Origin of the sequence: Mesorhizobium sp. M1078, from assembly GCF_040318615.1 — a bacterium.
GTDB lineage: Bacteria > Pseudomonadota > Alphaproteobacteria > Rhizobiales > Rhizobiaceae > Mesorhizobium.
In genome coordinates this window covers 332208-350782 of record NZ_JAMYMP010000001.1, presented here as the reverse complement: position 1 = coordinate 350782, position 18575 = coordinate 332208, and the positions used below count along the sequence as shown (strand labels likewise).

The 18575-nt window shown below is 63.4% G+C and carries 22 protein-coding genes; 6 read left to right on the top strand and 16 right to left on the bottom strand.

Annotation, left to right across the window (positions count from 1 at the left end; genetic code table 11):
• Positions 1-148: 148 nt before the first annotated feature.
• The 16 genes from NKH38_RS01780 to NKH38_RS01705 form a co-directional block, all read right to left on the bottom strand.
• Positions 149-1033, bottom strand: coding sequence for a flagellin N-terminal helical domain-containing protein (locus tag NKH38_RS01780; RefSeq protein ID WP_023683302.1), 885 nt, complete (start codon positions 1031-1033; stop codon positions 149-151).
• A gap of 282 nt (positions 1034-1315) precedes the next feature.
• A complete protein-coding gene (locus NKH38_RS01775) occupies positions 1316-2200 on the bottom strand; it encodes a flagellin N-terminal helical domain-containing protein (protein ID WP_023683303.1) in 885 nt (294 codons plus the stop codon).
• A gap of 209 nt (positions 2201-2409) precedes the next feature.
• The gene (fliP, locus tag NKH38_RS01770; protein WP_352758681.1) at positions 2410-3141 is read right to left on the bottom strand and encodes a flagellar type III secretion system pore protein FliP; all 732 of its coding nucleotides are present in this window, start codon (positions 3139-3141) and stop codon (positions 2410-2412) included.
• A complete protein-coding gene (locus tag NKH38_RS01765; protein ID WP_023673655.1) occupies positions 3138-3638 on the bottom strand; it encodes a flagellar basal body-associated FliL family protein in 501 nt (166 codons plus the stop codon). The genes fliP and NKH38_RS01765 overlap by 4 nt, the downstream gene beginning before the upstream one ends.
• Before the next feature lie 17 nt (positions 3639-3655).
• Positions 3656-4360 (bottom strand): flagellar basal body L-ring protein FlgH, encoded by a 705-nt coding sequence (flgH, locus tag NKH38_RS01760; RefSeq protein ID WP_352758678.1) that lies wholly within the window; start codon positions 4358-4360, stop codon positions 3656-3658.
• Positions 4357-4938, bottom strand: coding sequence for a MotE family protein (locus tag NKH38_RS01755; protein ID WP_027049841.1), 582 nt, complete (start codon positions 4936-4938; stop codon positions 4357-4359). The genes flgH and NKH38_RS01755 overlap by 4 nt, the downstream gene beginning before the upstream one ends.
• A gap of 3 nt (positions 4939-4941) precedes the next feature.
• A complete protein-coding gene (locus NKH38_RS01750; RefSeq protein ID WP_352758675.1) occupies positions 4942-6183 on the bottom strand; it encodes a flagellar basal body P-ring protein FlgI in 1242 nt (413 codons plus the stop codon).
• Positions 6180-6704, bottom strand: coding sequence for a flagellar basal body P-ring formation chaperone FlgA (flgA, locus tag NKH38_RS01745; protein ID WP_352758672.1), 525 nt, complete (start codon positions 6702-6704; stop codon positions 6180-6182). The genes NKH38_RS01750 and flgA overlap by 4 nt, the downstream gene beginning before the upstream one ends.
• Positions 6705-6710: 6 nt before the next feature.
• Positions 6711-7499, bottom strand: a complete 789-nt coding sequence (gene flgG, locus NKH38_RS01740) for a flagellar basal-body rod protein FlgG (protein WP_352758670.1) — start codon at positions 7497-7499, stop codon at positions 6711-6713.
• 12 nt (positions 7500-7511) lie between these two features.
• The gene (gene fliE / locus NKH38_RS01735) at positions 7512-7847 is read right to left on the bottom strand and encodes a flagellar hook-basal body complex protein FliE (protein ID WP_023701074.1); all 336 of its coding nucleotides are present in this window, start codon (positions 7845-7847) and stop codon (positions 7512-7514) included.
• The gene (flgC, locus tag NKH38_RS01730) at positions 7847-8263 is read right to left on the bottom strand and encodes a flagellar basal body rod protein FlgC (RefSeq protein WP_023686341.1); all 417 of its coding nucleotides are present in this window, start codon (positions 8261-8263) and stop codon (positions 7847-7849) included. The genes fliE and flgC overlap by 1 nt, the downstream gene beginning before the upstream one ends.
• A 2-nt stretch (positions 8264-8265) precedes the next feature.
• Entirely contained in the window at positions 8266-8646 is a 381-nt protein-coding gene (gene flgB / locus NKH38_RS01725; RefSeq protein WP_352758666.1) for a flagellar basal body rod protein FlgB, read from the bottom strand.
• An 84-nt stretch (positions 8647-8730) separates the two neighbouring features.
• A complete protein-coding gene (locus NKH38_RS01720; protein ID WP_352758664.1) occupies positions 8731-9597 on the bottom strand; it encodes a hypothetical protein in 867 nt (288 codons plus the stop codon).
• Positions 9584-11005 carry a flagellar protein export ATPase FliI gene (gene fliI, locus NKH38_RS01715; protein ID WP_352758661.1) on the bottom strand — a complete coding sequence of 474 codons (1422 nt, stop codon included), beginning with the start codon at positions 11003-11005 and terminating at the stop codon, positions 9584-9586. Before fliI ends, NKH38_RS01720 begins: the two co-directional genes overlap by 14 nt.
• Positions 11006-11009: 4 nt before the next feature.
• A complete protein-coding gene (gene flgF / locus NKH38_RS01710; protein ID WP_352758657.1) occupies positions 11010-11735 on the bottom strand; it encodes a flagellar basal-body rod protein FlgF in 726 nt (241 codons plus the stop codon).
• A 7-nt stretch (positions 11736-11742) separates the two neighbouring features.
• A complete protein-coding gene (locus NKH38_RS01705) occupies positions 11743-13554 on the bottom strand; it encodes a DUF1217 domain-containing protein (RefSeq protein WP_352758654.1) in 1812 nt (603 codons plus the stop codon).
• 144 nt (positions 13555-13698) lie between these two features.
• On the opposite strand from NKH38_RS01705, the gene motA reads away from it, so the two are divergent.
• Genes motA through NKH38_RS01675 form a run of 6 tightly spaced genes read left to right on the top strand, consistent with a single transcriptional unit; the run spans position 13699 to position 18557 of the window.
• Positions 13699-14574 carry a flagellar motor stator protein MotA gene (motA, locus tag NKH38_RS01700; RefSeq protein ID WP_023671751.1) on the top strand — a complete coding sequence of 292 codons (876 nt, stop codon included), beginning with the start codon at positions 13699-13701 and terminating at the stop codon, positions 14572-14574.
• 35 nt (positions 14575-14609) lie between these two features.
• Positions 14610-15542 (top strand): FliM/FliN family flagellar motor switch protein, encoded by a 933-nt coding sequence (locus NKH38_RS01695; RefSeq protein WP_023703971.1) that lies wholly within the window; start codon positions 14610-14612, stop codon positions 15540-15542.
• 33 nt (positions 15543-15575) lie between these two features.
• Positions 15576-15965 (top strand): flagellar motor switch protein FliN, encoded by a 390-nt coding sequence (gene fliN, locus NKH38_RS01690; protein WP_023725153.1) that lies wholly within the window; start codon positions 15576-15578, stop codon positions 15963-15965.
• Positions 15966-16009: 44 nt separating this feature from the next.
• A complete protein-coding gene (locus tag NKH38_RS01685) occupies positions 16010-17026 on the top strand; it encodes a flagellar motor switch protein FliG (protein WP_352758650.1) in 1017 nt (338 codons plus the stop codon).
• Positions 17027-17039: 13 nt separating this feature from the next.
• Positions 17040-18104 carry a flagellar biosynthesis protein FlhB gene (gene flhB / locus NKH38_RS01680; RefSeq protein WP_352758647.1) on the top strand — a complete coding sequence of 355 codons (1065 nt, stop codon included), beginning with the start codon at positions 17040-17042 and terminating at the stop codon, positions 18102-18104.
• Positions 18105-18119: 15 nt separating this feature from the next.
• The gene (locus tag NKH38_RS01675; protein ID WP_023671756.1) at positions 18120-18557 is read left to right on the top strand and encodes a BspJ family T4SS effector nucleomodulin; all 438 of its coding nucleotides are present in this window, start codon (positions 18120-18122) and stop codon (positions 18555-18557) included.
• Positions 18558-18575 lie beyond the last annotated feature (18 nt).

Genomic DNA, 18575 nt, shown 5'->3' with positions numbered 1-18575 from the left:
ACCGCGAAGCTTGTGCGAAGATGATAGAGCATGTCGCCCGGAAGTGCAGCGGTTCCGGGTCAACGACATGCGTCAAAACACAGCCATACAGGAAAGGGCCGCGCTGTTGGCGCGGCCCTTATTCAAGGAAGAGAAAGCCGGGTCAGACTTACTGCTTGAACAGCGCCAGGATCGACTGCGAGTTGCCGTTGGCGATCGACAGCGACTGGATGCCGAGCTGCTGCTGGACCTGCAGGGCCTGCAGCCGCGTCGATTCCTTGTTCATGTCGGCGTCGACCAGCGCGCCGACGCCCTTGTCGATCGAGTCCGACAGGTTCGACAGGAAGCTCTTCTGGGTATCGATGCGCGACTTGGCGGCGCCGAGATAGGCAGCGCCCGTGGACAGCTTGGCAAGCGCCGTTTCAACGGCGCCAAGTGCGGTGTCGATGGCTGCCGGAAGGACCTGGGTTGTGCTGGGATCGAAGAAGGTCGTCGCCAGCAGAGCGCCGACGATGCCGCCGGTGCCGGGAAGATCGAGGACCTGCGTGTCGGCCGCCTTGACGTCGATGGTGTCGATGGCGACGGTCGTGCCGGTGCGGTTATAGGACGCGACGATCTTCAGGTCGGAGGTCGCGGCAGCGTCGTTCTGCAGCAGGTTCGAGCCGGCATAGGAGGCGTTGGTGACCGACGACTTGATCTGGTCCTGGATAGCCTTGATCTCAGTGGCGATCTTCTGCTGGTCGTCCTTGCTGGCGCTGCGTGCAGTGACCAGCTTGGCCTTGATCAGGTCGACCTGGTCCTTGATGTCGGTGATGGCGGTGTAGGCGGTGTCGACCTTGCCGGCGCCGAGGCCAAGCGCGTCCTGAACGGCCGAAAGCGCCTTGTTGTCGGACTTCATCGTGGTGGCGATCGACCAGTAGGCGGCGTTGTCGCTGGCGGTGGCGACGCGGTAGCCGGTCGAAATGCGCGACTGAGTGGTTTCAAGCTGCTTGTTGGTGTTGTTCAGGCTCTGCAGCGCGGTCAGAGCCGAAGCGTTCGTCATGATGCTAGCCAAGATATTTACCCCTTTTCAAACACTGGCGTGTCCCGCACACGCCGGATCAACTTCATCAAGGGGGTAGGCATAAGCCCATCGACCGTATGGTCTGCCCGCCATGGAATGGTTAACCATGACTACCGGGATATGGTTAACGGCCTGTTAAACCAAGCCATTCAGGGCGCTGGCCAAGAGCAAAAATCGGCAGCCATTTAGCAAGACAATCAACAGCCGCAAAAAGAAATCGGGCCGCGCTGTTGGCGCGGCCCGACGGATGGTGTCAGTCGTAATGTCGAGAGATCAGCCGCGGAAGAGCGACAGGATCGACTGCGAGTTGCCGTTGGCGATCGACAGCGCCTGGATGCCGAGCTGCTGCTGGACCTGGAGGGCCTGCAGACGGGTCGATTCCTTATTCATGTCGGCGTCGACCAGAGCGCCGACGCCCTTGTCGATCGAGTCCGACAGGTTCGATAGGAAGCTCTTCTGGGTGTCAATGCGCGACTTGGCGGCGCCGAGCGAGGCAGCGCCGGTGGACAGCTTGGCAAGCGCGGTTTCAACAGTGCCGAGCGCGGTGTCGATGGCGGCGGGGGTAACCGCCGTGGTGCTCGGGTCGAAGAAGGCAGCGGCGAGCAGGCCGCCGACGATGCCGCCCGTGCCGGCGACATCGAGAACCTGCGTATCGGCAGCCTTGACGTCGATGGTGTCGATGGTGACGGTCGCGCCGGTACGGTTGTAAGCCGCAACGATCTTCAGGTCGGACGCAGCGGCAGCGTCGTTCTGCAGCAGGTTCGAGCCGGCGAAGTTGGCGTTGGCGACCGAGGACTTGATCTGCGCCTGGATGGCGTTGATTTCGGTCGCGATCTTCTGCTGGTCTTCCTTCGAGGCGCTACGGGCAGTGACCAGCTTGGTCTTGATCAGGTCGACCTGGTCCTTGACGTCGTTGATGGCGGTGTAGGCGGTGTCAACCTTGCCGGCGCCGAGGCCGAGGGCGTCCTGCACGGCCGAGTTGGCTTTGTTGTCGGACTTCATCGAGGTCGCGATCGACCAGTAAGCGGCGTTGTCGGAAGCGGTGGCAACGCGGTAGCCGGTCGAGATGCGGGCCTGCGTCTGCTCGAGGGATTTGTTGGTGTTGTTCAGGCTCTGCAGCGCGGTCAGCGCCGAGGCGTTCGTCATGATACTGGACATGGCTACTCGTACCTTGATTTTACAGGGTGTTTTTGACATACCGGCTTTTCCGGTATGACGGAGCGGCATCATGCCAATGATCGTGAGACCCGATCACCCGCCATCTGCGAGCAATATGCGGGCAAGTCCCTACCAAAGGGCTAAACGGGACGGTTAACCGGAAATATATTGCATAAAATTTTAGCAAGGCGCCAAAGGCGCGCGGACGGTCAGGTGAAGGAGCGCACCAGGCTGCCGACAAGCAGGTTCCAGCCGTCGATGAGGACGAAGAACAGGATCTTGAAGGGCAGCGAAACGACGGTCGGCGGCAGCATCATCATGCCCATGGCCATGGTGATGGTGGCGACGATCAGGTCGATGACGAGGAACGGCAGCACGATCAGGAAGCCGATCTCGAAGCCGCGGCGGATTTCGGAGATCATGAAGGCCGGCACCAGGATGCGCAGGTCGACGGTGTCCCTGGCAACGACCTGGCCGCGTTCGCGGGCGAGATCGGCGAACAGGTCGAAGTCCTTGTCGCGGACATTGTGCAGCATGAAGGTGCGGAACGGGTCCGAAATCTTTTCGAACGCCTCCGTCTGGCTGATCTGGTTGTCCATCAGCGGCTTGACGCCGGTGTTCCAGGCCTGGTCGAAGGTCGGCGCCATGACGTAGAAGGTCATGAACAGCGACAGCGAGATCAGGATCAGATTGGCCGGCGTCGACTGCAGGCCGATGCCGGCGCGCAGGATCGAGAAGGCGATGACGAAGCGGGTGAAGCTCGTCACCATGATCAACAGGCCCGGCGCCACCGACAGCACGGTGAGCAGACCGAACATCTGGATGATATAGCCGACGGTGGCGCCGTCGGCCTTGCCGATGACGCCGAGATCGAGCTGCTGGGCGGCGGCGACAGAGGTGGCGGCGACGACGATCGCGGCGGCGAGGACGAGTTTTCTCATTCGAGCAGCAATGTCCTGATCAGAACCTGTTTGGCATGGCCACCGCTGCGGATTGCGGCGCGCTCCTCGAGGTCGGCTTTCAAATGCTGGTAGCCGCTGGCGCCTTCGATCTGATGCATCTTCAGGGTGCGGACCATGGCAAGCAGGTCCTGGTGAATGCTTTCGGTAAGTTCCGGCGGCTGCGGCGCATCGTAGACCACCGACGCTTCCAGCCTTATCCAGGTGTCAGCAGGTGAAGCCAGATTGGTGGTGATCGGCGCCAGCTGGACAAGCGTCGGCCCGGTGCCGGGAGCATGTTCGGCCGCCTTGCTCGGTTGCTCGGCATTGGACTGGTTCTCCGGTGCGGCGGGCACCGGCACCGGTCCCCCGACGCCCTTCAGATAGCCGCCGGACATCCAGCCCATGCCGATCGCGGCGCCCGTCACCGCCAGCAGCATCGCAAGCTGGATGACAAGCGACGGGCCCTTTTTTTGCTGAACCTGTTCGACATTTGCCACGGCGCCGTTCTCCAGTCCTAGAAGGGGAGGACTTGGTCGAGGATCTGCTGACCGTAAGCTGGCTGCTGGACTTCGCTGACGCGGCCGCGGCCGCCATAGGAGATGCGCGCCTCGGCAATGCGTTCGTAGGAAATGGTATTTTCAGCCCCGATATCGGACGGCCGCACCATGCCGGCGATGGTCAGCACCCTGAGTTCGTAGTTGACGCGCACTTCCTGCGAGCCGCGGATCATCAAATTGCCGTTGGGCAGGACTTCGGTGACGACGGCGGCGACGTTGAGCTCGAGGTTCTCCGAGCGCTTGATTTCGCCGTCCGCATTGGTTTCGGTGGTGGAACTCAAGCCGGCGTCGCCCTTGCCGCTGGTGGTGGCACCTTCCCATCCGAGGTTGACGTCATAGCCGAGCTTGCGCCCGGCGGTGCGGCTGCGGTCGTTCTGGTTCTTGAAGTTGGCCTTGTCGTTGAGCTTGATCCTGACGGTGAGGATGTCGCCGTCGCGCAGCGCGCGTGGGTCGGTGAACAACCGGCTCTGGCGATCATCCCACAGCGAGAATTTCTTCACCGGCGCGGCTGGCGTTTCGGGATAGGAGTAGGGCGCATTGACGCTGCCGGTGATGCCGGTGCCGACCGGCGACAGCGCCGGCTCCCTGCCGATCTCCCTGGGGTCGGAGGCGCATCCGGCAAGTGAAGCCGTGGCGACCAGGGCGAGAATATGCGACTTCATGACGGATCTACCCTTCGGGCCGCGCTGGCCATGATGCCGGTGAGTGTGGCCGCTGCCTTCTGGTCCATCTCGTTGAGAATGACGCCGGCTTTGCGCGAATCGAGTTTCATCAGGATGGCGGCGGCGAGATCGGCGTTGACCATGGCCAGGCGCTCGGCCGCGGCATCCGGTTTCATGCCGGCATAGATCTTGACGACGCCATCCTCGGCGCGGGCCAGGAAGACTTCACGCCGCTTCAGCCATTGCTCGTATTCGGCGCGCTTGTCGTCCAGCGCCTTCATGCGGAGGTCGATGCCGGCCTGCAGCTGCTTCAGCTCTTCGGCCTGCAGCGCGTAACGGCGGTCGCGGGCGGCGTCGGCGATGTTGGAGCAGAAGCGCTGGATCTCGCTTTCATCGGGCACCTTCTCGCGGACCAGCTGCTGCACTGCCGCCGGCTGTTGCCCGCCAGGCAGAACCTGCCGCACCGCTTCTTCCGCGCGGACAGTGCCGCCGGCAAGGACGGTGGCGGCGATGACGCAAGCTGCCAAGGCTGCGCTGCGGCGGTGCTGCTTTTGGGAAAAGAAATCGATCATCGGCATGGCCTATTGGAGAACCAGATCGGCCTGCAAAGCGCCGGCCGACTTGATGCCTTGCAAAATGGCAATGATGCCGTCCGGCTTGACGCCGAGACGGTTGAGGCCCGACACCAGCGTTTCGAGGTTCGGTCCGTCGAGCACATTGACGCGGGCGTCAGGCCGCGTGGCATCGATGGTGGTGAACGGTTCCTCCGCTGTCACGCCCTTAGAGAACGGTTCCGGCTGGACGATCTTCGGCTGTTCGGTGATCCGCACGGTGAGCGTGCCGTGGCTGATCGCCACCCGCGAGATCTTGACCTCGTTGCCGATGACGATGGTGCCGGTGCGTTCGTCGATGACGACGCGTGCCGGCGTGTCGGTCTCGACCACCAAATTCTCGATCTCGGCGTAGAAGCGCGCCGCCGAAACATTCTTCGGCCGCCTGATCTGCACGGTGCGTGCATCGCGCTCCGCCGCCACGCGCATGCCGAAGCGTTGCGAGGTGTAGCCGTTGATGGCGTCGGCGATGCGGACGGCAGTGGAGAAATCGGGGTTGCGCAATTGCAAGGTGAGCAGCGCCTGGTCCTCGAATTCGGCGCGCACGGTGCGCTCGACGATGGCGCCGTTGGGCACGCGGCCGGCCGTCGGCACGCCCTGCGTCAGCTTTTCGGCATCGCCTTGGGCAGTGAAGCCGGAAACGATGACCGAGCCTTGCCCGACAGCATAGATCTCGCCATCGGCCGCCTTCAGTGGCGTCATTATCAGCGTGCCGCCGGCAAGCGATGTGGCGTCGCCCATGGAGGAGACGTCGATGTCGATGCGGGCGCCCGACTGGACGTAAGGCGGCATGTTGGCGGTGACGATGACGGCGGCGACGTTCTTGGCCCGCGCGCTGCCACCTTCGGTGGCGATGCCGAGATTTTCGAGCATGGCGCGGATCGACTGTTCGGTGAAGGGCGAATTGCGCAGGCTGTCGCCCGATCCGGCGAGGCCGATGACGAGGCCGTAGCCGACGAGCTGGTTGTCGCGCGAAGCCTGCAGCTGCGCAATGTCCTTGATGCGCGATGCGACCTGGCCGGGTGGCAGAGAGCTTGGGCCGTTGGAGACCCTGAACATGCGGTTGGTGGTGGCCGGATCGTATTCGGGATCGACAAAGGCGCCGCCATTCTGGCCGGCAAGATCGCGCTTTTGGTTCGGCGTAAGACCGTCGGCCAGCGCCGGCTGCAGGCCGACAACGGCCGCGAGCAGAAGGGCAGCTCCGCGTCTCATGACGCGCTGACCCGGATGGTGCCGTCAGCCATCACCGTGCCGGAAAAGATCTTGCCGCTGTCTGTGTTGCGGACCTTTATCAAATCGCCGGCGGCACCCGGCTGCAGCGACACCGCCGTGGCCGAAATGGTGAGGTCGCCGGCGATGAAATAGACCTGCACGTCGGCGCCCTGTTCGACCAGCCAGGCGTCGCGGATGGCGGCGACCGGGATATAGCGGCCGGGCAGCAGCGTGCGCTTGGCGACCTTGCCCTGGAGTTCCATGGCCTGCGTGGCGACCGCATCCGGCCTGTGCTTTCCGGGGAGCAGCGTCACCGGTTTCAGCGCGCCGGTATCGATCATCTCGCCGGGATAGATAACCCGGTTGGGGATCAGAACGATCTCGCCGGTCGCCTGACTGCTCGCGACCTGGGTGCTGGTCTGCTGGTCTGCGCTCTCCTGGGCAAACGCCGGCACACCGGCCACCAGCGCCAGGATCAGCGCGGTGCGGCAAAGCGCGGAGCGGAAGGCCGGAGAGACCATCAAATCTTACCTGATGTTCTTGGACACGACGGAGGCCATGTCGTCGGCGGCCTGGATGACCTTGGAGTTCATCTCATAGGCGCGCTGCGCCGAGATCAGCTCGGTGATTTCCTTGACCGGATCGACGTTGGAGGCCTCGAGATAACCCTGCTCGACCCAGGCGAAGCCGGGATCGCCGGGCACGCCGACATTGGCCGGGCCGGAGGCCGGCGTCTCCTGGAACAGATTGTCGCCGAGCGGCGCGAGGCCTGCTTCATTGGCGAAGTTGGCGAGCTGCAGCTGGCCCAGCAGCTGGAGGTCGGTCTGGCCGTCGATGCGGGCAAAGACCTGGCCGGTCTTGTTGACCACGACTTCGATGGCATCGGTCGGCACGGTGATGGCCGGGATGACATTGGCCCCGTCGACGGTCACCAGCTGGCCGGTGGCGTTGGTGTTGAAGGCGCCGGCGCGGCTGTAGAGTGTGCCGCCGTCGGCGCCCTCGATCTGGAACCAGCCTCGGCCGGTCAGCGCCATGTCGAAACTGTTGCCGGTCGAGGTCAGTTCGCCCTGGGTATGGACGTTGCGCACCGCCGTCGTCTTGACGCCCAGGCCAATCGACACGCCTTCCGGCACCAGCGATGAATTGGAGCGGTTGGGCACGCCCTGTGTGCGGTCGACCTGGTAGAGCAGGTCGGAGAATTCGGCGCGCGCGCGCTTGTAACCGGTGGTGTTGATGTTGGCGATGTTGTTGGCGATGACTTCCAGATTTGTCTGCTGGGCATTCATGCCGGTCGCGGCGATGGCGAGTGCTTTCACGGCAAGTTCTCCTCAGATGCCCATACGGCTGATTTCGAGATAGGCGGAGACGACCTTGTCGCGAATGGCGATCGTGGTCTGCAGGGCCTGCTGGGCGCTCATGACGGCGTCGACGACCTGGCGGGTGTCGGCGTCGCCCTTGAGCGCCTGGATCGAGACCTGCTCGGCGTTCTGCAAGGTGTTGACGGTCTTTGAAGCAGCCTGGCTCAGCGCTTCGGCGAAGGTGGCGCCGATTTCGCTGCCGGCCATCGGCGCCCTGGTGCCCTGGAACAGGTCGGTCGTGGTATCGGCGCCACCGATCTCCGGCTTGAGGGGAAGCGATCCGATACCGCCAATGCCGCTGATCATTACTGGTTCCTCATCAGGTCGATGGTCATGGAGATCAGATCACGCGCCTGCTTGATGACCTGAAGGTTGGCTTCGTAGGAGCGGTTGGCCTCGCTCATGTCGGCCATCTCGACCAGCACGTTGACATTGGGCATCTTGACGTAGCCCTTGTCGTCGGCGGCCTCGTTGCCGGGCTGGAATTCGACGGGAAAGTCGCTGGGGTCGCGGTCGATGGAGTTGACCTCAACTGTCGTGCCACCCGAGGCACGGTCGAGTTCCGAGACGAAACTGATGGTCTTGCGGCGATAGGGGTCAGCGCCCGGGGTGTTGCCGGTCGACTGCGCGTTGGCGAGATTTTCCGAAACGACGCGCAAACGGTCAGACTGGGCGCTGAGGCCGGACGCGGCGATCTTGAGGGCTGAGGTCAAGGCGTCCATTGTCAGCTCTTCACCGCCATCATCATCATCGAATGGAAGGCCTTGACGATCGCGGTGTTGAGCTCGAAGGAGCGGCGGACCTCGCCGGCCTTCATCAGTTCGTTCTCGACCACCACCGTGTTCTTCGAGGGCATGATGGCGCCGGTCGTCTCTTCTGGCTTGACCGTGAAGCCGGCATTAGTGGCGGCAGTGCCGAGGTGGCCTGCCTGGGTGGCGGTCAGCGACACTGCCGTGCGGTCGAGCACCTTCTCGAACGGCTCGACATCGCCGGCGGTGTAGCCGGGCGTGTTGACGTTGGCGATGTTGCCGGCAATTGCGGACTGGCGCACCGACAGCCATTGCGCCTGCTTGGCGGCGAGATCGAAAAGGTTGATGGGCTCCATTGGGATCTCCAGGCTGGTACGTACAAGACTAGGCTGCCAGTCTTGCGCGGACCTTGCGCGGGCCAGGCGTAAGCCGGTGTGCCGCTATTTGGAGAGTTCGATCACCTGGTCGGTGCTGGTGACCATGACCCACTTGCCGCCGCGTTGCTCGATCGACGAGACGACGCTGGAGTCGGGCAGCTTCGAGCCGCACTGGACAATCCACAGGCCGGCATCGTCCTCGATCATGGCGCGGCCATTGGCGACATGAACCATGCGAAATTTGGGATCCGCCGGGAAGGGCTGCTCGTCGACGCCGGGAGGCTGGGTCTTGTCCTCGGGGTCCTGCAGCGTGCCGGTGGCGAACAGGTCGACATCGGGAACATCGTTTGCCGTCAGCGGCTGACCGCTGTTTTCCATCTGCGAACCGCCGCTGACCCGCCCTGCATTGGTGCCGCTGCCGCCGAACTTGATCGCCTGCACGCCGAACTGGTCCTGATTGAAGAAGATATACCAGGGAAACAGCGCGCAGATCAGGCCGAGCGTGATGCCGAGCGCGGCAAAGACGATATCGCTGCGGCGGTCGGATTTCTTGTCGAGCCTGGGATATTGCGGCCTTGGCGGCTGCGGCCATTCGGTGACCGGGAACAGCCCGTCGAGAAGCGAGTCGCGACTGGTCTCGATAGCTTCTTTGGGGCCGGGGCGAGGGGTCCTTGGCAATGCAGGCTTGACGACGCTGGGCAAGGTAGGCTCGGCCAAGCGAGGCACAGTGGACTCGACTACGCTGGCTACCCTGGGCAAGAATGGCCTGGCGGCCCTGGCCAGAATGGCCTCAGCCTTGGCGACCTTGTCGAGATCGGCCTTTGCCCTGACAGCTCTCGCTTCGTTGGCCCGGGCTTCCTCGGCGGCACTGGCCTCTGCGATCATCTCGCGCAAAAGCCGCTCGGTGTACTGAAGCTCAGTCTCCTGCATCGACACTTTGCTTGCCTTTCAGATGACGGGCGAGGTCGGAGAATGCGTCGCTCGAGGCGCGATCCCTGGGCGACTGCGTCAGCGCCTCGTAGATCAGCGGCACCTGGCGCACGGCAATATCGAGCTCGGCATCGGCGCCGCCCTGATAGGCGCCGAGCAGGCGGATGTCGCGCGTGTCCTCGAAGCGCGAGATCATCGACTTCAGCCTGGTCACCAGCATGCGTTGCTCGGGGCTCCATGCCTTGTCGGCGAGGCGCGAGATCGACGACAGCGGATTGACCGGGGGGTAGCGGCCCTGTTCGGCAATGGCGCGGTCGAGCACGACATGGCCGTCGAGGATGCCGCGTACCGAATCGGCAACCGGGTCGTTGTGGTCATCGCCGTCGACCAGCACCGAGATGATGGCAGTGATCGATCCCTGTCCTTTGATACCGGGGCCTTCAGCGCCAGGTCCGGCGCGTTCGAGCAGCTTCGGCAGGTCGGTGAAAACCGAAGCGGGATAGCCCCGGGCGACCGGCGGCTCGCCGGTGCCGGTCGCCACCTCGCGCAGCGCATGGGCAAAGCGGGTAATCGAATCCAGCACCAGCAGCACGCGATGGCCCTGGTCGCGAAAATGTTCGGCAACGCGCATGGCGGTATCCGGCGCGCGCCGGCGCATCATGGCGCTCTCGTCACTGGTGGCGACGACGGCGACCGTCTTGGCCATGCTCTCTGCGCCGATCGTGTCTTCGAGGAATTCGCGTACCTCGCGGCCGCGCTCGCCGATCAGCGCCACGACCACGGTGTCGAAGGCGTCGGCGCCGGCCAGCATGGCGAGCAGCGTCGACTTGCCGACGCCGGAACCGGCAAAGACGCCGAGGCGCTGGCCGAGGCAGAGCGGCGTGAAGATGTCGATGACCTTGACCCCGGTCGTGAAGGCGGTGCCGACGCGCTGCCGCGCCATGGCGCCGGGCGTTGTGCCGTCGCTGCTCGCAGCCTCGCCGATCCTGATCAGCGGCGGACCGCCGTCGATGACGCGGGTCAGCGCGTCGATGGCGCGCCCGCGCCACGAAGCATGCGGCGTTACCGTCAGCGGGCAGCGGCGAAACACGGCGTCGCCGATGCCGGCGTCGGCGCTGCGTTCGAAGGGGGCGATGACGACTTCGTCGCGGCCGATCCTGACGATCTCGCCGCGGCGCGTGCCGGCATTGCCGCGCTGTTCGACGAGGTCGCCAAGCCTGGCGACTTCAGACAGGCCGCGCACCTTGTAATGCGTTGGCGAAACCTCCGAAACACGGCCGCCGCGCCGCAGCAACGTCTCGGTGTCATCGAAGCGGCGCCAGATCCGCTCCAGCGCAGCCAGCCGGTTTTCCGGTGCTGTCTCCGGTTGCCGTTCAAGCGCGCGTATCGATGTTTTGCTGCTCGACATGCTGCTACGACTTGGAGCCGAGCGTCTTGATGGCGTCGTCGGTCGAGGCATCGGTCTGGCGCATCAGCGCCGCCGTGTTCTCAAAGGCGCGCTGGACCATGATCAGGCGCGTCATCTCCAGCACCGGATTGACGTTGGATTCCTCGACATAGCCCTGCGCGACGCCGAGATCGGAACGGTCGGTGACCGGCTCCGGCGCACGCGCGAGCACGATGCCAGAATTGCCGTACCGGACGAAATTCGGGCCGGGATCGAAATTGAACAGGCCGATGGCGCCGACGAGCTTGTCGCCCTGGCGCAGCGAGCCGTCGGCGCCCGCCTTGGGTGGGCCGTCGCGCGGGTCGAGCTGGATCGGCGCACCGCCGGCGTCGAGCACCGGATGGCCTTCGAGCGACATCAACTCGCCGTTCTCGTTCATCGAAAAGCGTCCATCGCGCGTCATCACGGTGCCGGCCGGGGTGTCGATGCCGAACCAGGCATCGCCCTGGACGGCGAAGTCGAACGGGTTGCCGGTCTGCGTCATCGCGCCATGCGCGCCGGACAAATAGGTCTTGCCGGAGGAGGCGAAGGACACCGATTTGGGGCCTGTGCCGGAGACGACATCCTCGAACTTCACGCCGGTGGCGCGAAAGCCGATGGTCGAGGCGTTGGCGACATTATCGGCGATGGTGTCGAGACGGCGCTCAAGCGCGATCTGCGAGGAAAGGGCGACGTAAAGGCTGTCCTGCATGGTGTTCTCAGAATCTCAGTTTCTGCATGGCCATCATCAGATCGGTCGAGATGCCGACGGTGGTCGGCTGCGCAAACAGCACACCGATCGATGTCTGGGCGGTCGAGGTCGGATGATTGATTTCCCAAAGGCTGGTGAAGCGGGTGAGGAATTTCTCGAGCTTGGCCGGGTCGGTGAAATCGGTGAGGTCGAGCTTTGCCTCGAAGGCCTGCGCCTGCTTGTCGATATCTGCGGCAGCGAAGGAATCGGGCAGGCCGATGGCGGTGCGTACCACGCTGGCCAGGGCCGTGTCGGCCAGCACGTCGTACCAGTTGGTGATGGTCGAGGCCTTGCGCTCGAAATAGAGCGCCAACCGCACGCCCTCATTGGTCTTGCCGGCGTCTTCTTCCAGGGTCTGGCGCATGTATTTGTCGACCACCGGCTGCTGCGACGGGCTGCGGGTCGTTGCCGCTTCGCCGTAGGCCTCGAAATTCAACGAGGTGGCGAGCCTGGCATAGGCCTTGTTGGAGAGCTTGTTGGCGACACTGGCGGGATCGCGGACACCGCCCTCAAGGACATCACGGACGAGATCCTTGTTGGTGGTCGCCGGATCGAGCCCGCTTGCGGACAGAGCATAGTTGTAAAGGCGGCTGTCGGCCATCAGGTCGTCGACCGATTTCACCTTGGTGATGTTGGCGAGGTAGTAGCTGGTCTCGGCCTGGACGGCGTCCGCATTCGGCTTGATGAGGCCAAGACTGGACTCGGTCGTGTAGAGCTTCGGCGTGGTCTTCAGCACGGCGTCGCGGGTGGTCGTCTGATCACCATACTGGGCGAAATTGAAGGCCGTGACGAAGTTGGCGTAGCTTTTGTCGGTCAACAAATTGGCGGGGCTCAACGGATCGGCAACGCCGCCGGTAAGCATGGTGCGGATCTGCTTCGTCGTCTGGGTCGATGCATCAAGCCCATAGGCAGCCATGGCGAAGGTCAGCAGGCGCTTGTCCTTCAGCAGGTCTTCGATGGACTTCACCTTGGAGATGTTGGCTGCGTAGTAGTCGGCCTCGCCCTTGATGTATTGCGCGGTCGGCTTGACGAGCAGCAGCCCGGTTCCGCCGATCACAGCTTTTGGGACCGCCTGCTGGACGGCGTCGCCCGCCGTAGCCTGGTCGCCATATTGGGCAAAGTCGAAAGCCGCGACGAAAGCCGCATAGCCCTTGTTTGTCGACGTGTTTGCGGGGCTGTTCGGGTCGGTGACGCCGCCTTCCAGCATGGCCCGCACGGTCGCAGCCGGCTCGGCGTCGGCGTCCAGGCCGAACGCGGCCATCGCATAGGTGAGCAGGCGATCGTTGCCCATCAGGTCGTCGATCGATTTTACGTTGGAAATGTTGCTCAGGTAGTACGAGGTTTCGCCCTTGTAGTAGGTGAAGCCGTTCTGCGAAGGGCCGACCGAGACCTGGAGGCCGTAATTGTTGGTCACGCCCTGCTGCGCCGAATTGTAGCTCGTGGCATTAGGGCCCAGGGCGGCGAAATTGAAGGCCGACACGAACTCGGCATAACGCTTGTCGCTCAGTTTGTTGGCGAAGCTGTCGGAATCCGACACCCCTTCCTTCAGGGCTTTGACCATGAAGGCCTTGGCGTAAGCCATGTCGCCGAGACCGAAGGCCTTCATGGCATATTTGAACAGCCGGTCGTTCTTTACGAAATCGTCTATCGATTTCACGCTGCCGATGTTGGCGAGATAGTAGTCGGTGTCGCGCTTGGTGATCGGCTCCGCCTCGATGCGGTCGATCGCCTTGGGGATGTCCCTGGCGATGAGCTGGTAGCTGGTAAAAGTGCTCAACACGACATGCCTCCGGTCGCAGCTTCAAAAGCAAGAGTATGCGGACTTGCTTGCGCGAGGCTGAATCGCCTCACCTTGCATGATTCAAGCCTCACACAAGGCACGGGGGCTATCGGTTAGGCCTGACGTGATGCGGAAGGATCTGGCGTGGGCATTCTGATCGGACTTGTGGTGACGCTCGGCTGTGTTCTCGGCGGCTTCATGGCGATGGGCGGCCATCTGCATGTGCTGATGCAGCCTTGGGAAGCGGTGGTCATCTGTGGCGCCGCACTTGGCACCTTTCTCGTCGCCAACCCGATGAAGACGGTCAAGGACACCGGCAGGGGTATCCTCGAAGCGTTCAAGCAGGCGGTACCGAAAGAACGCGACTATCTGGAGACGCTGGGCGTGCTGCACAGCCTGATGCGCGAACTGCGCTCGAAGTCGCGCAGCGAGGTCGAGGCGCACATCGACAATCCGGAGGAGTCGGCGATCTTCCAGGCGTTCCCGACCGTGCTGAAGAACCACGACCTGACGAATTTCATCTGCGACTACTGCCGCATCATCATCATCGGCAATGCCCGCTCGCATGAGATCGAGGCGCTGATGGACGAGGAAATCCAGACCATCAAGTCCGACAAGATGAAGGCCTACCATGCGCTGGTGGCGGTGGGCGACGGTCTGCCTGCGCTCGGCATCGTCGCCGCCGTGCTCGGCGTGGTCAAGGCGATGGGCGCGCTCGACCAGTCGCCCGAAATCCTCGGCGGCCTGATCGGCGCCGCCCTTGTCGGAACCTTCCTCGGCATCTTCCTGTCCTATGCAGTGGTCGGGCCGGTCGCCACCAAGATCAAGACGGTGCGCGAGAAGAAGAACCGCCTCTATATCATCGTCAAGCAGACGCTGCTTGCCTACATGAACGGCGCTCTGCCGCAGGTGGCGATCGAGTTCGGCCGCAAGACCATCTCGTCCTATGAGCGGCCGACGATCGATGCCGTCGAGCAAAGCACGATGAACACAGCTTCCGCCGAGAAGAAAGCGGCTTGAGCCATGCATGACGACAGACAGGACCGCACGCCGTCATGACAAGTCCTGGCAGCCCCTCGCAAGCCCGCTCGCTGATCATCGAGCGTCTGGTCGGTGACAGCGGTGAGGCCGCTCACGTCATCGGCACCGGGCGCTCAATGGGGGAGCGCGCACTGCCGCTGCTGCAGAAGAGCCTGGCCGGCGAGCTCGGTGCACCGGTCACCGTCGACCTGCGCACGGTCGAGATCAGCCGTGTTCCCGATGCCCGCACGAATGCCGGCGATGCCTTTGCCATGGCCATCATAGCATCGCCGACGTCTTCGGATGCGATGACGCTGGTGGCTGATGCGCCGGCCATCGCCGTGATGGTGTGCGCGCTGTTCGGCGGCGATCCGGATCAGCCGGTTTCGCCGATCGAGCGCGCTCTGTCGCAGATCGAGACCGATGTCGCGACCACGGTCTTTCAGGAAGTTGCGCAGGCGTTGAACGGATCGGGCCGGCGCTCGCTCGAGCTGCGGCTGCCGGTGCCGCGGGCGCTTTCGGGCAGCGAAGCCAAGCGCCGCGTGCTGCGCGATGGCGCGGCGGTGCGCATCGTCTTCGGCATCTCGACGCCGACCGACAGCGGAACGGTCACGGTGATGATCCCGCAGCGCATCCTGCTGGCCACACGCGGTATCGCCGATGTCCACGACAGCGAAGGCACGACCTCCGACTGGCGGGCACGTTTTTCCGAAGAAGTGATGCGCTCGACGGTGACGCTCGAAGCGACCATGCCGCTGGCCCGCCTGACGCTCGGCGACCTCGCCGGCTTCGAGCCGGGCCAGATCATCGAGCTCGAGGAGACGGCGCAGTCCCAAGCCAAGCTGAGCGCGCGCGACAAGACGCTGTTTGTCTGCGAGTTCGGTAAACTCGGGCAGAACTACACCGTCCGGATCAGGCATCCTTACGATGCCGGTCAGGATTTTATCGATGGGCTCATGCCGGGCTGACGCCGGGCAAGCCCAAGCATCTGGAGACGAGTGATGGCCAAGACCAAGGTGGAAGCCAATATCGACCAGCCGGACGAACAGCTCGACCGCGCCATCGAGGAATTGCGCGGTGTCCTCCAGGAGGAGGAAAAGCGCCCCGACGCCGCCTTGCGGGCTGCCACGTCCGGCGCCAATTCGAACATCATCATGAGCATCCCCGTCGATGTGCAGATCATCCTCGGCAGCACGGAAATGTCGGTGTCGGACCTGATGGCGCTGCAGAAGGGCTCGACGGTGGCGCTCAACCGGCGCATCGGCGAACCGGTCGATGTCGTGGTCAACGGCCGCAAGATCGCGCGCGGCGAAATCACCGTGCTGGAAAGCGATCCGTCGCGCTTTGGCATCAGGTTGACCGAAATCATCGCTGCCGCCAAGAGCGCCTGAGGATTAGACGACATGCGGTCTCAGCAGCGATCGGAGCTTATGCCATGACGACGCCGGTGACGCTCACGCGCCCGCAAAAGGCCGCCGCCATCCTGGTGGCGATGGGCAAGCCTTCGGCCAGCCGGCTGCTGAAATTCTTCAAGCAAGAAGAACTGAAGGCACTGATCGAAGGGGCGCGGCTGCTGCGCACCATTCCGCAAAGCGACCTCGAACGCATCGTTGCCGAATTCGAGGCCGAGTTCACCGAAGGTGCGGGCCTGCTCGATTCCGCCGACCGGATGGACACGATCCTCAATGAATCGCTGTCGCCCGAAGAGATGAGCGCCATCATGGGCGACAAGCGCTTCGAGGTTGCGCCGGAAGGACCACCGCCGATCTGGCCGGAGCTGGAAAAGCTCGAGCCGACGCGTCTGGGCACGTTCCTTGCCGCCGAGCATCCCCAGACCGCGGCCATGGTGCTGTCGAAGCTTGCGCCGCAGGCCGCCGCCAACATTCTGCTGACGATGGAAAAGCCGATGCGCAGCCAGATCATCAAGCGCATGGTGACGATGGCGACCATTCCGGACGCGGCGACCAGGATCATCGAGAACCAGCTGCGCGCCAGCGTGCTGGCGCAGACAGCGACCAAGGACATCTCGGCGGGACAGGCGCGCGTCGCCAGTATGCTCAACGAGATGGACAAGCCTCAGTTGGAAGAGGTCATGCAGGATCTGGAAGAGGCCGGCACGCCGGACCTCGGCGGTGTCCGCTCCAGGTTGTTTGCCTTCGACGATCTGCCGCTTTTGACGCAGAAGGCGCGGGTGCTTCTGTTCGACAGGCTGTCGACCGAACTGATTACGCTGGCGCTGCGCGGTGCACCACCCGCATTGACGGAATCGGCGCTCTCGGCGATCGGCGCACGGTCGCGGCGCATGATCGAGTCCGAGCTCGGACAGGGCTCGGAAGGCATTCAGCTTGCCGACATCATGACGGCGCGCAAGAACATCGCGGTGGCGACAATCCGGCTTTCGCGCGAGGGGGCTTTCGAACTGCCCTCATCGCAGCAGAGCGAAGCGGCTTAACGCCGAGCGCTGAATGGCTGAAGCGGCGGACAAAGACTCCAAAACCGAAGACGCGACCGAAAAGAAGATCCGCGACACCGTCGAACAGGGCAAGCTGCCCCATTCGCGAGAGGCCGCACTTCTGGCGTCCTTCATCGCCATACTGGTGTTCACCGTCTTCTACGCCAAGGACGCGGTCGTTGATCTCGGCATGTTCCTGTCGATGTTCCTGGAAAAGCCCGAGGCGTGGCCGATGGACACCGAGACCGACGTCATCGCGCTCTACAAGACCGTGATGATGGAAATAGGCAACGCCGTCGTCAGCCTGCTGGTGCTGCTGGTGGTGGCCGGCATCGGCGCCTCGGTGCTGCAGAACATGCCGCAAGTCGTCGGCGAGCGGATCCGGCCGCAACTGTCGCGCATCTCGATAGCTAAGGGCTGGACCAGGATGTTCGGTATTCAGGGCTGGGTAGAATTCCTGAAATCGCTGGGCAAGCTCGGCTTCGCCAGTATCGTGCTCTACTTCACGCTGTCGCAGGACTACCGCCAGCTCCTGGCCGGCATGATCACCAACCCCGTCGCTTTCGGCCTCGTCATCAAAAGCATCACCGTCGACATATTGGTGGCGATCGTCTTCGTCATGGGGCTGATCGCGGCGGTCGACGTCGTCTGGTCGCGCTTCCATTGGAAGCAGGATCTGCGGATGACCAAGCAGGAGGTCAAGGACGAGTTCAAACAGTCCGAGGGCGACCCGATCATCAAGTCGCGGCTGCGCTCGCTGGCGCGTGACCGGGCGCGCAAGCGGATGATGACGGCGGTGCCGCGCGCGACGCTGATCATCGCCAATCCGACGCACTTTTCCATCGCGCTCAGATATGTCCGCGACGAGGATTCAGCACCCATGGTGCTGGCCAAGGGCCAGGACCTTGTGGCGCTCAAGATTCGCGAGATTGCCAAGGAGCACAACATCCCGATCTTCGAGGACGTGGCGCTCGCCCGCTCCATGTACAAGCAAGTTTCGGTTGATAGCGTGATCCCGTCGCAATTCTACCAGGCCGTCGCCGAACTGGTGCGGATCGTCTACTCCAAAAAAGGCTGAGCGGAGACAAATTTCATGAACCGCCAACCGCACGCAAAATCCCGCGAACTCATCGTCGCCAAGGCCATCGAGCAGGTGGTCGACGAGTTGCGGCTGATCGATGTCGCCGACTACATCGCTTTCATCCGGCTCGAGCATTTCGCTTGCCTGTCGGATCTGGTGGATTCGGCGGTGGAGCTGTTCTTCCTGCCGGGCACGCTCAGGCTCGGCCATGGCGGAGAGGCACATGTCGACTGGAGCGGCAGCCCGCGCATCGTGCTCGATCTCGAGCTTCGGCCGCCGGGCGTCACCGTCTATTTCCAGCTGACGCTGAGCGAGGAGAGGTCTTCGGTCGCGGTCAACTATGTGTCGTTCGAGAAGCCCGGCGAAGACCCCGAGCACAACACCGCCTTGCTGGAGACGGTCATCGAAGAGGCGCGCATTCGCCGGACCGAGCCGCTCGCCTATCGCTGATCTTTTGTCTTATCCCAA

What these genes read in the sequence shown, in the direction of transcription:
- flgA (WP_352758672.1), bottom strand. Translation starts at nt 6,704, where the DNA reads ATGGTCTCTCCGGCCTTCCGCTCCGCGCTTTGCCGCACCGCGCTGATC.
- flgF (WP_352758657.1), bottom strand. Translation starts at nt 11,735, where the DNA reads ATGCAGGACAGCCTTTACGTCGCCCTTTCCTCGCAGATCGCGCTTGAG.
- flgH (WP_352758678.1), bottom strand. Translation starts at nt 4,360, where the DNA reads ATGAAGTCGCATATTCTCGCCCTGGTCGCCACGGCTTCACTTGCCGGA.
- NKH38_RS01775 (WP_023683303.1), bottom strand. Translation starts at nt 2,200, where the DNA reads ATGTCCAGTATCATGACGAACGCCTCGGCGCTGACCGCGCTGCAGAGC.
- NKH38_RS01750 (WP_352758675.1), bottom strand. Translation starts at nt 6,183, where the DNA reads ATGAGACGCGGAGCTGCCCTTCTGCTCGCGGCCGTTGTCGGCCTGCAG.
- NKH38_RS01720 (WP_352758664.1), bottom strand. Translation starts at nt 9,597, where the DNA reads ATGCAGGAGACTGAGCTTCAGTACACCGAGCGGCTTTTGCGCGAGATG.
- NKH38_RS01755 (WP_027049841.1), bottom strand. Translation starts at nt 4,938, where the DNA reads ATGCCGATGATCGATTTCTTTTCCCAAAAGCAGCACCGCCGCAGCGCA.
- fliE (WP_023701074.1), bottom strand. Translation starts at nt 7,847, where the DNA reads ATGATCAGCGGCATTGGCGGTATCGGATCGCTTCCCCTCAAGCCGGAG.
- fliI (WP_352758661.1), bottom strand. Translation starts at nt 11,005, where the DNA reads ATGTCGAGCAGCAAAACATCGATACGCGCGCTTGAACGGCAACCGGAG.
- flgB (WP_352758666.1), bottom strand. Translation starts at nt 8,646, where the DNA reads ATGGAGCCCATCAACCTTTTCGATCTCGCCGCCAAGCAGGCGCAATGG.
- fliP (WP_352758681.1), bottom strand. Translation starts at nt 3,141, where the DNA reads ATGAGAAAACTCGTCCTCGCCGCCGCGATCGTCGTCGCCGCCACCTCT.
- NKH38_RS01695 (WP_023703971.1), top strand. Translation starts at nt 14,610, where the DNA reads ATGACAAGTCCTGGCAGCCCCTCGCAAGCCCGCTCGCTGATCATCGAG.
- NKH38_RS01675 (WP_023671756.1), top strand. Translation starts at nt 18,120, where the DNA reads ATGAACCGCCAACCGCACGCAAAATCCCGCGAACTCATCGTCGCCAAG.
- flhB (WP_352758647.1), top strand. Translation starts at nt 17,040, where the DNA reads ATGGCTGAAGCGGCGGACAAAGACTCCAAAACCGAAGACGCGACCGAA.
- NKH38_RS01685 (WP_352758650.1), top strand. Translation starts at nt 16,010, where the DNA reads ATGACGACGCCGGTGACGCTCACGCGCCCGCAAAAGGCCGCCGCCATC.
- fliN (WP_023725153.1), top strand. Translation starts at nt 15,576, where the DNA reads ATGGCCAAGACCAAGGTGGAAGCCAATATCGACCAGCCGGACGAACAG.
- flgC (WP_023686341.1), bottom strand. Translation starts at nt 8,263, where the DNA reads ATGGACGCCTTGACCTCAGCCCTCAAGATCGCCGCGTCCGGCCTCAGC.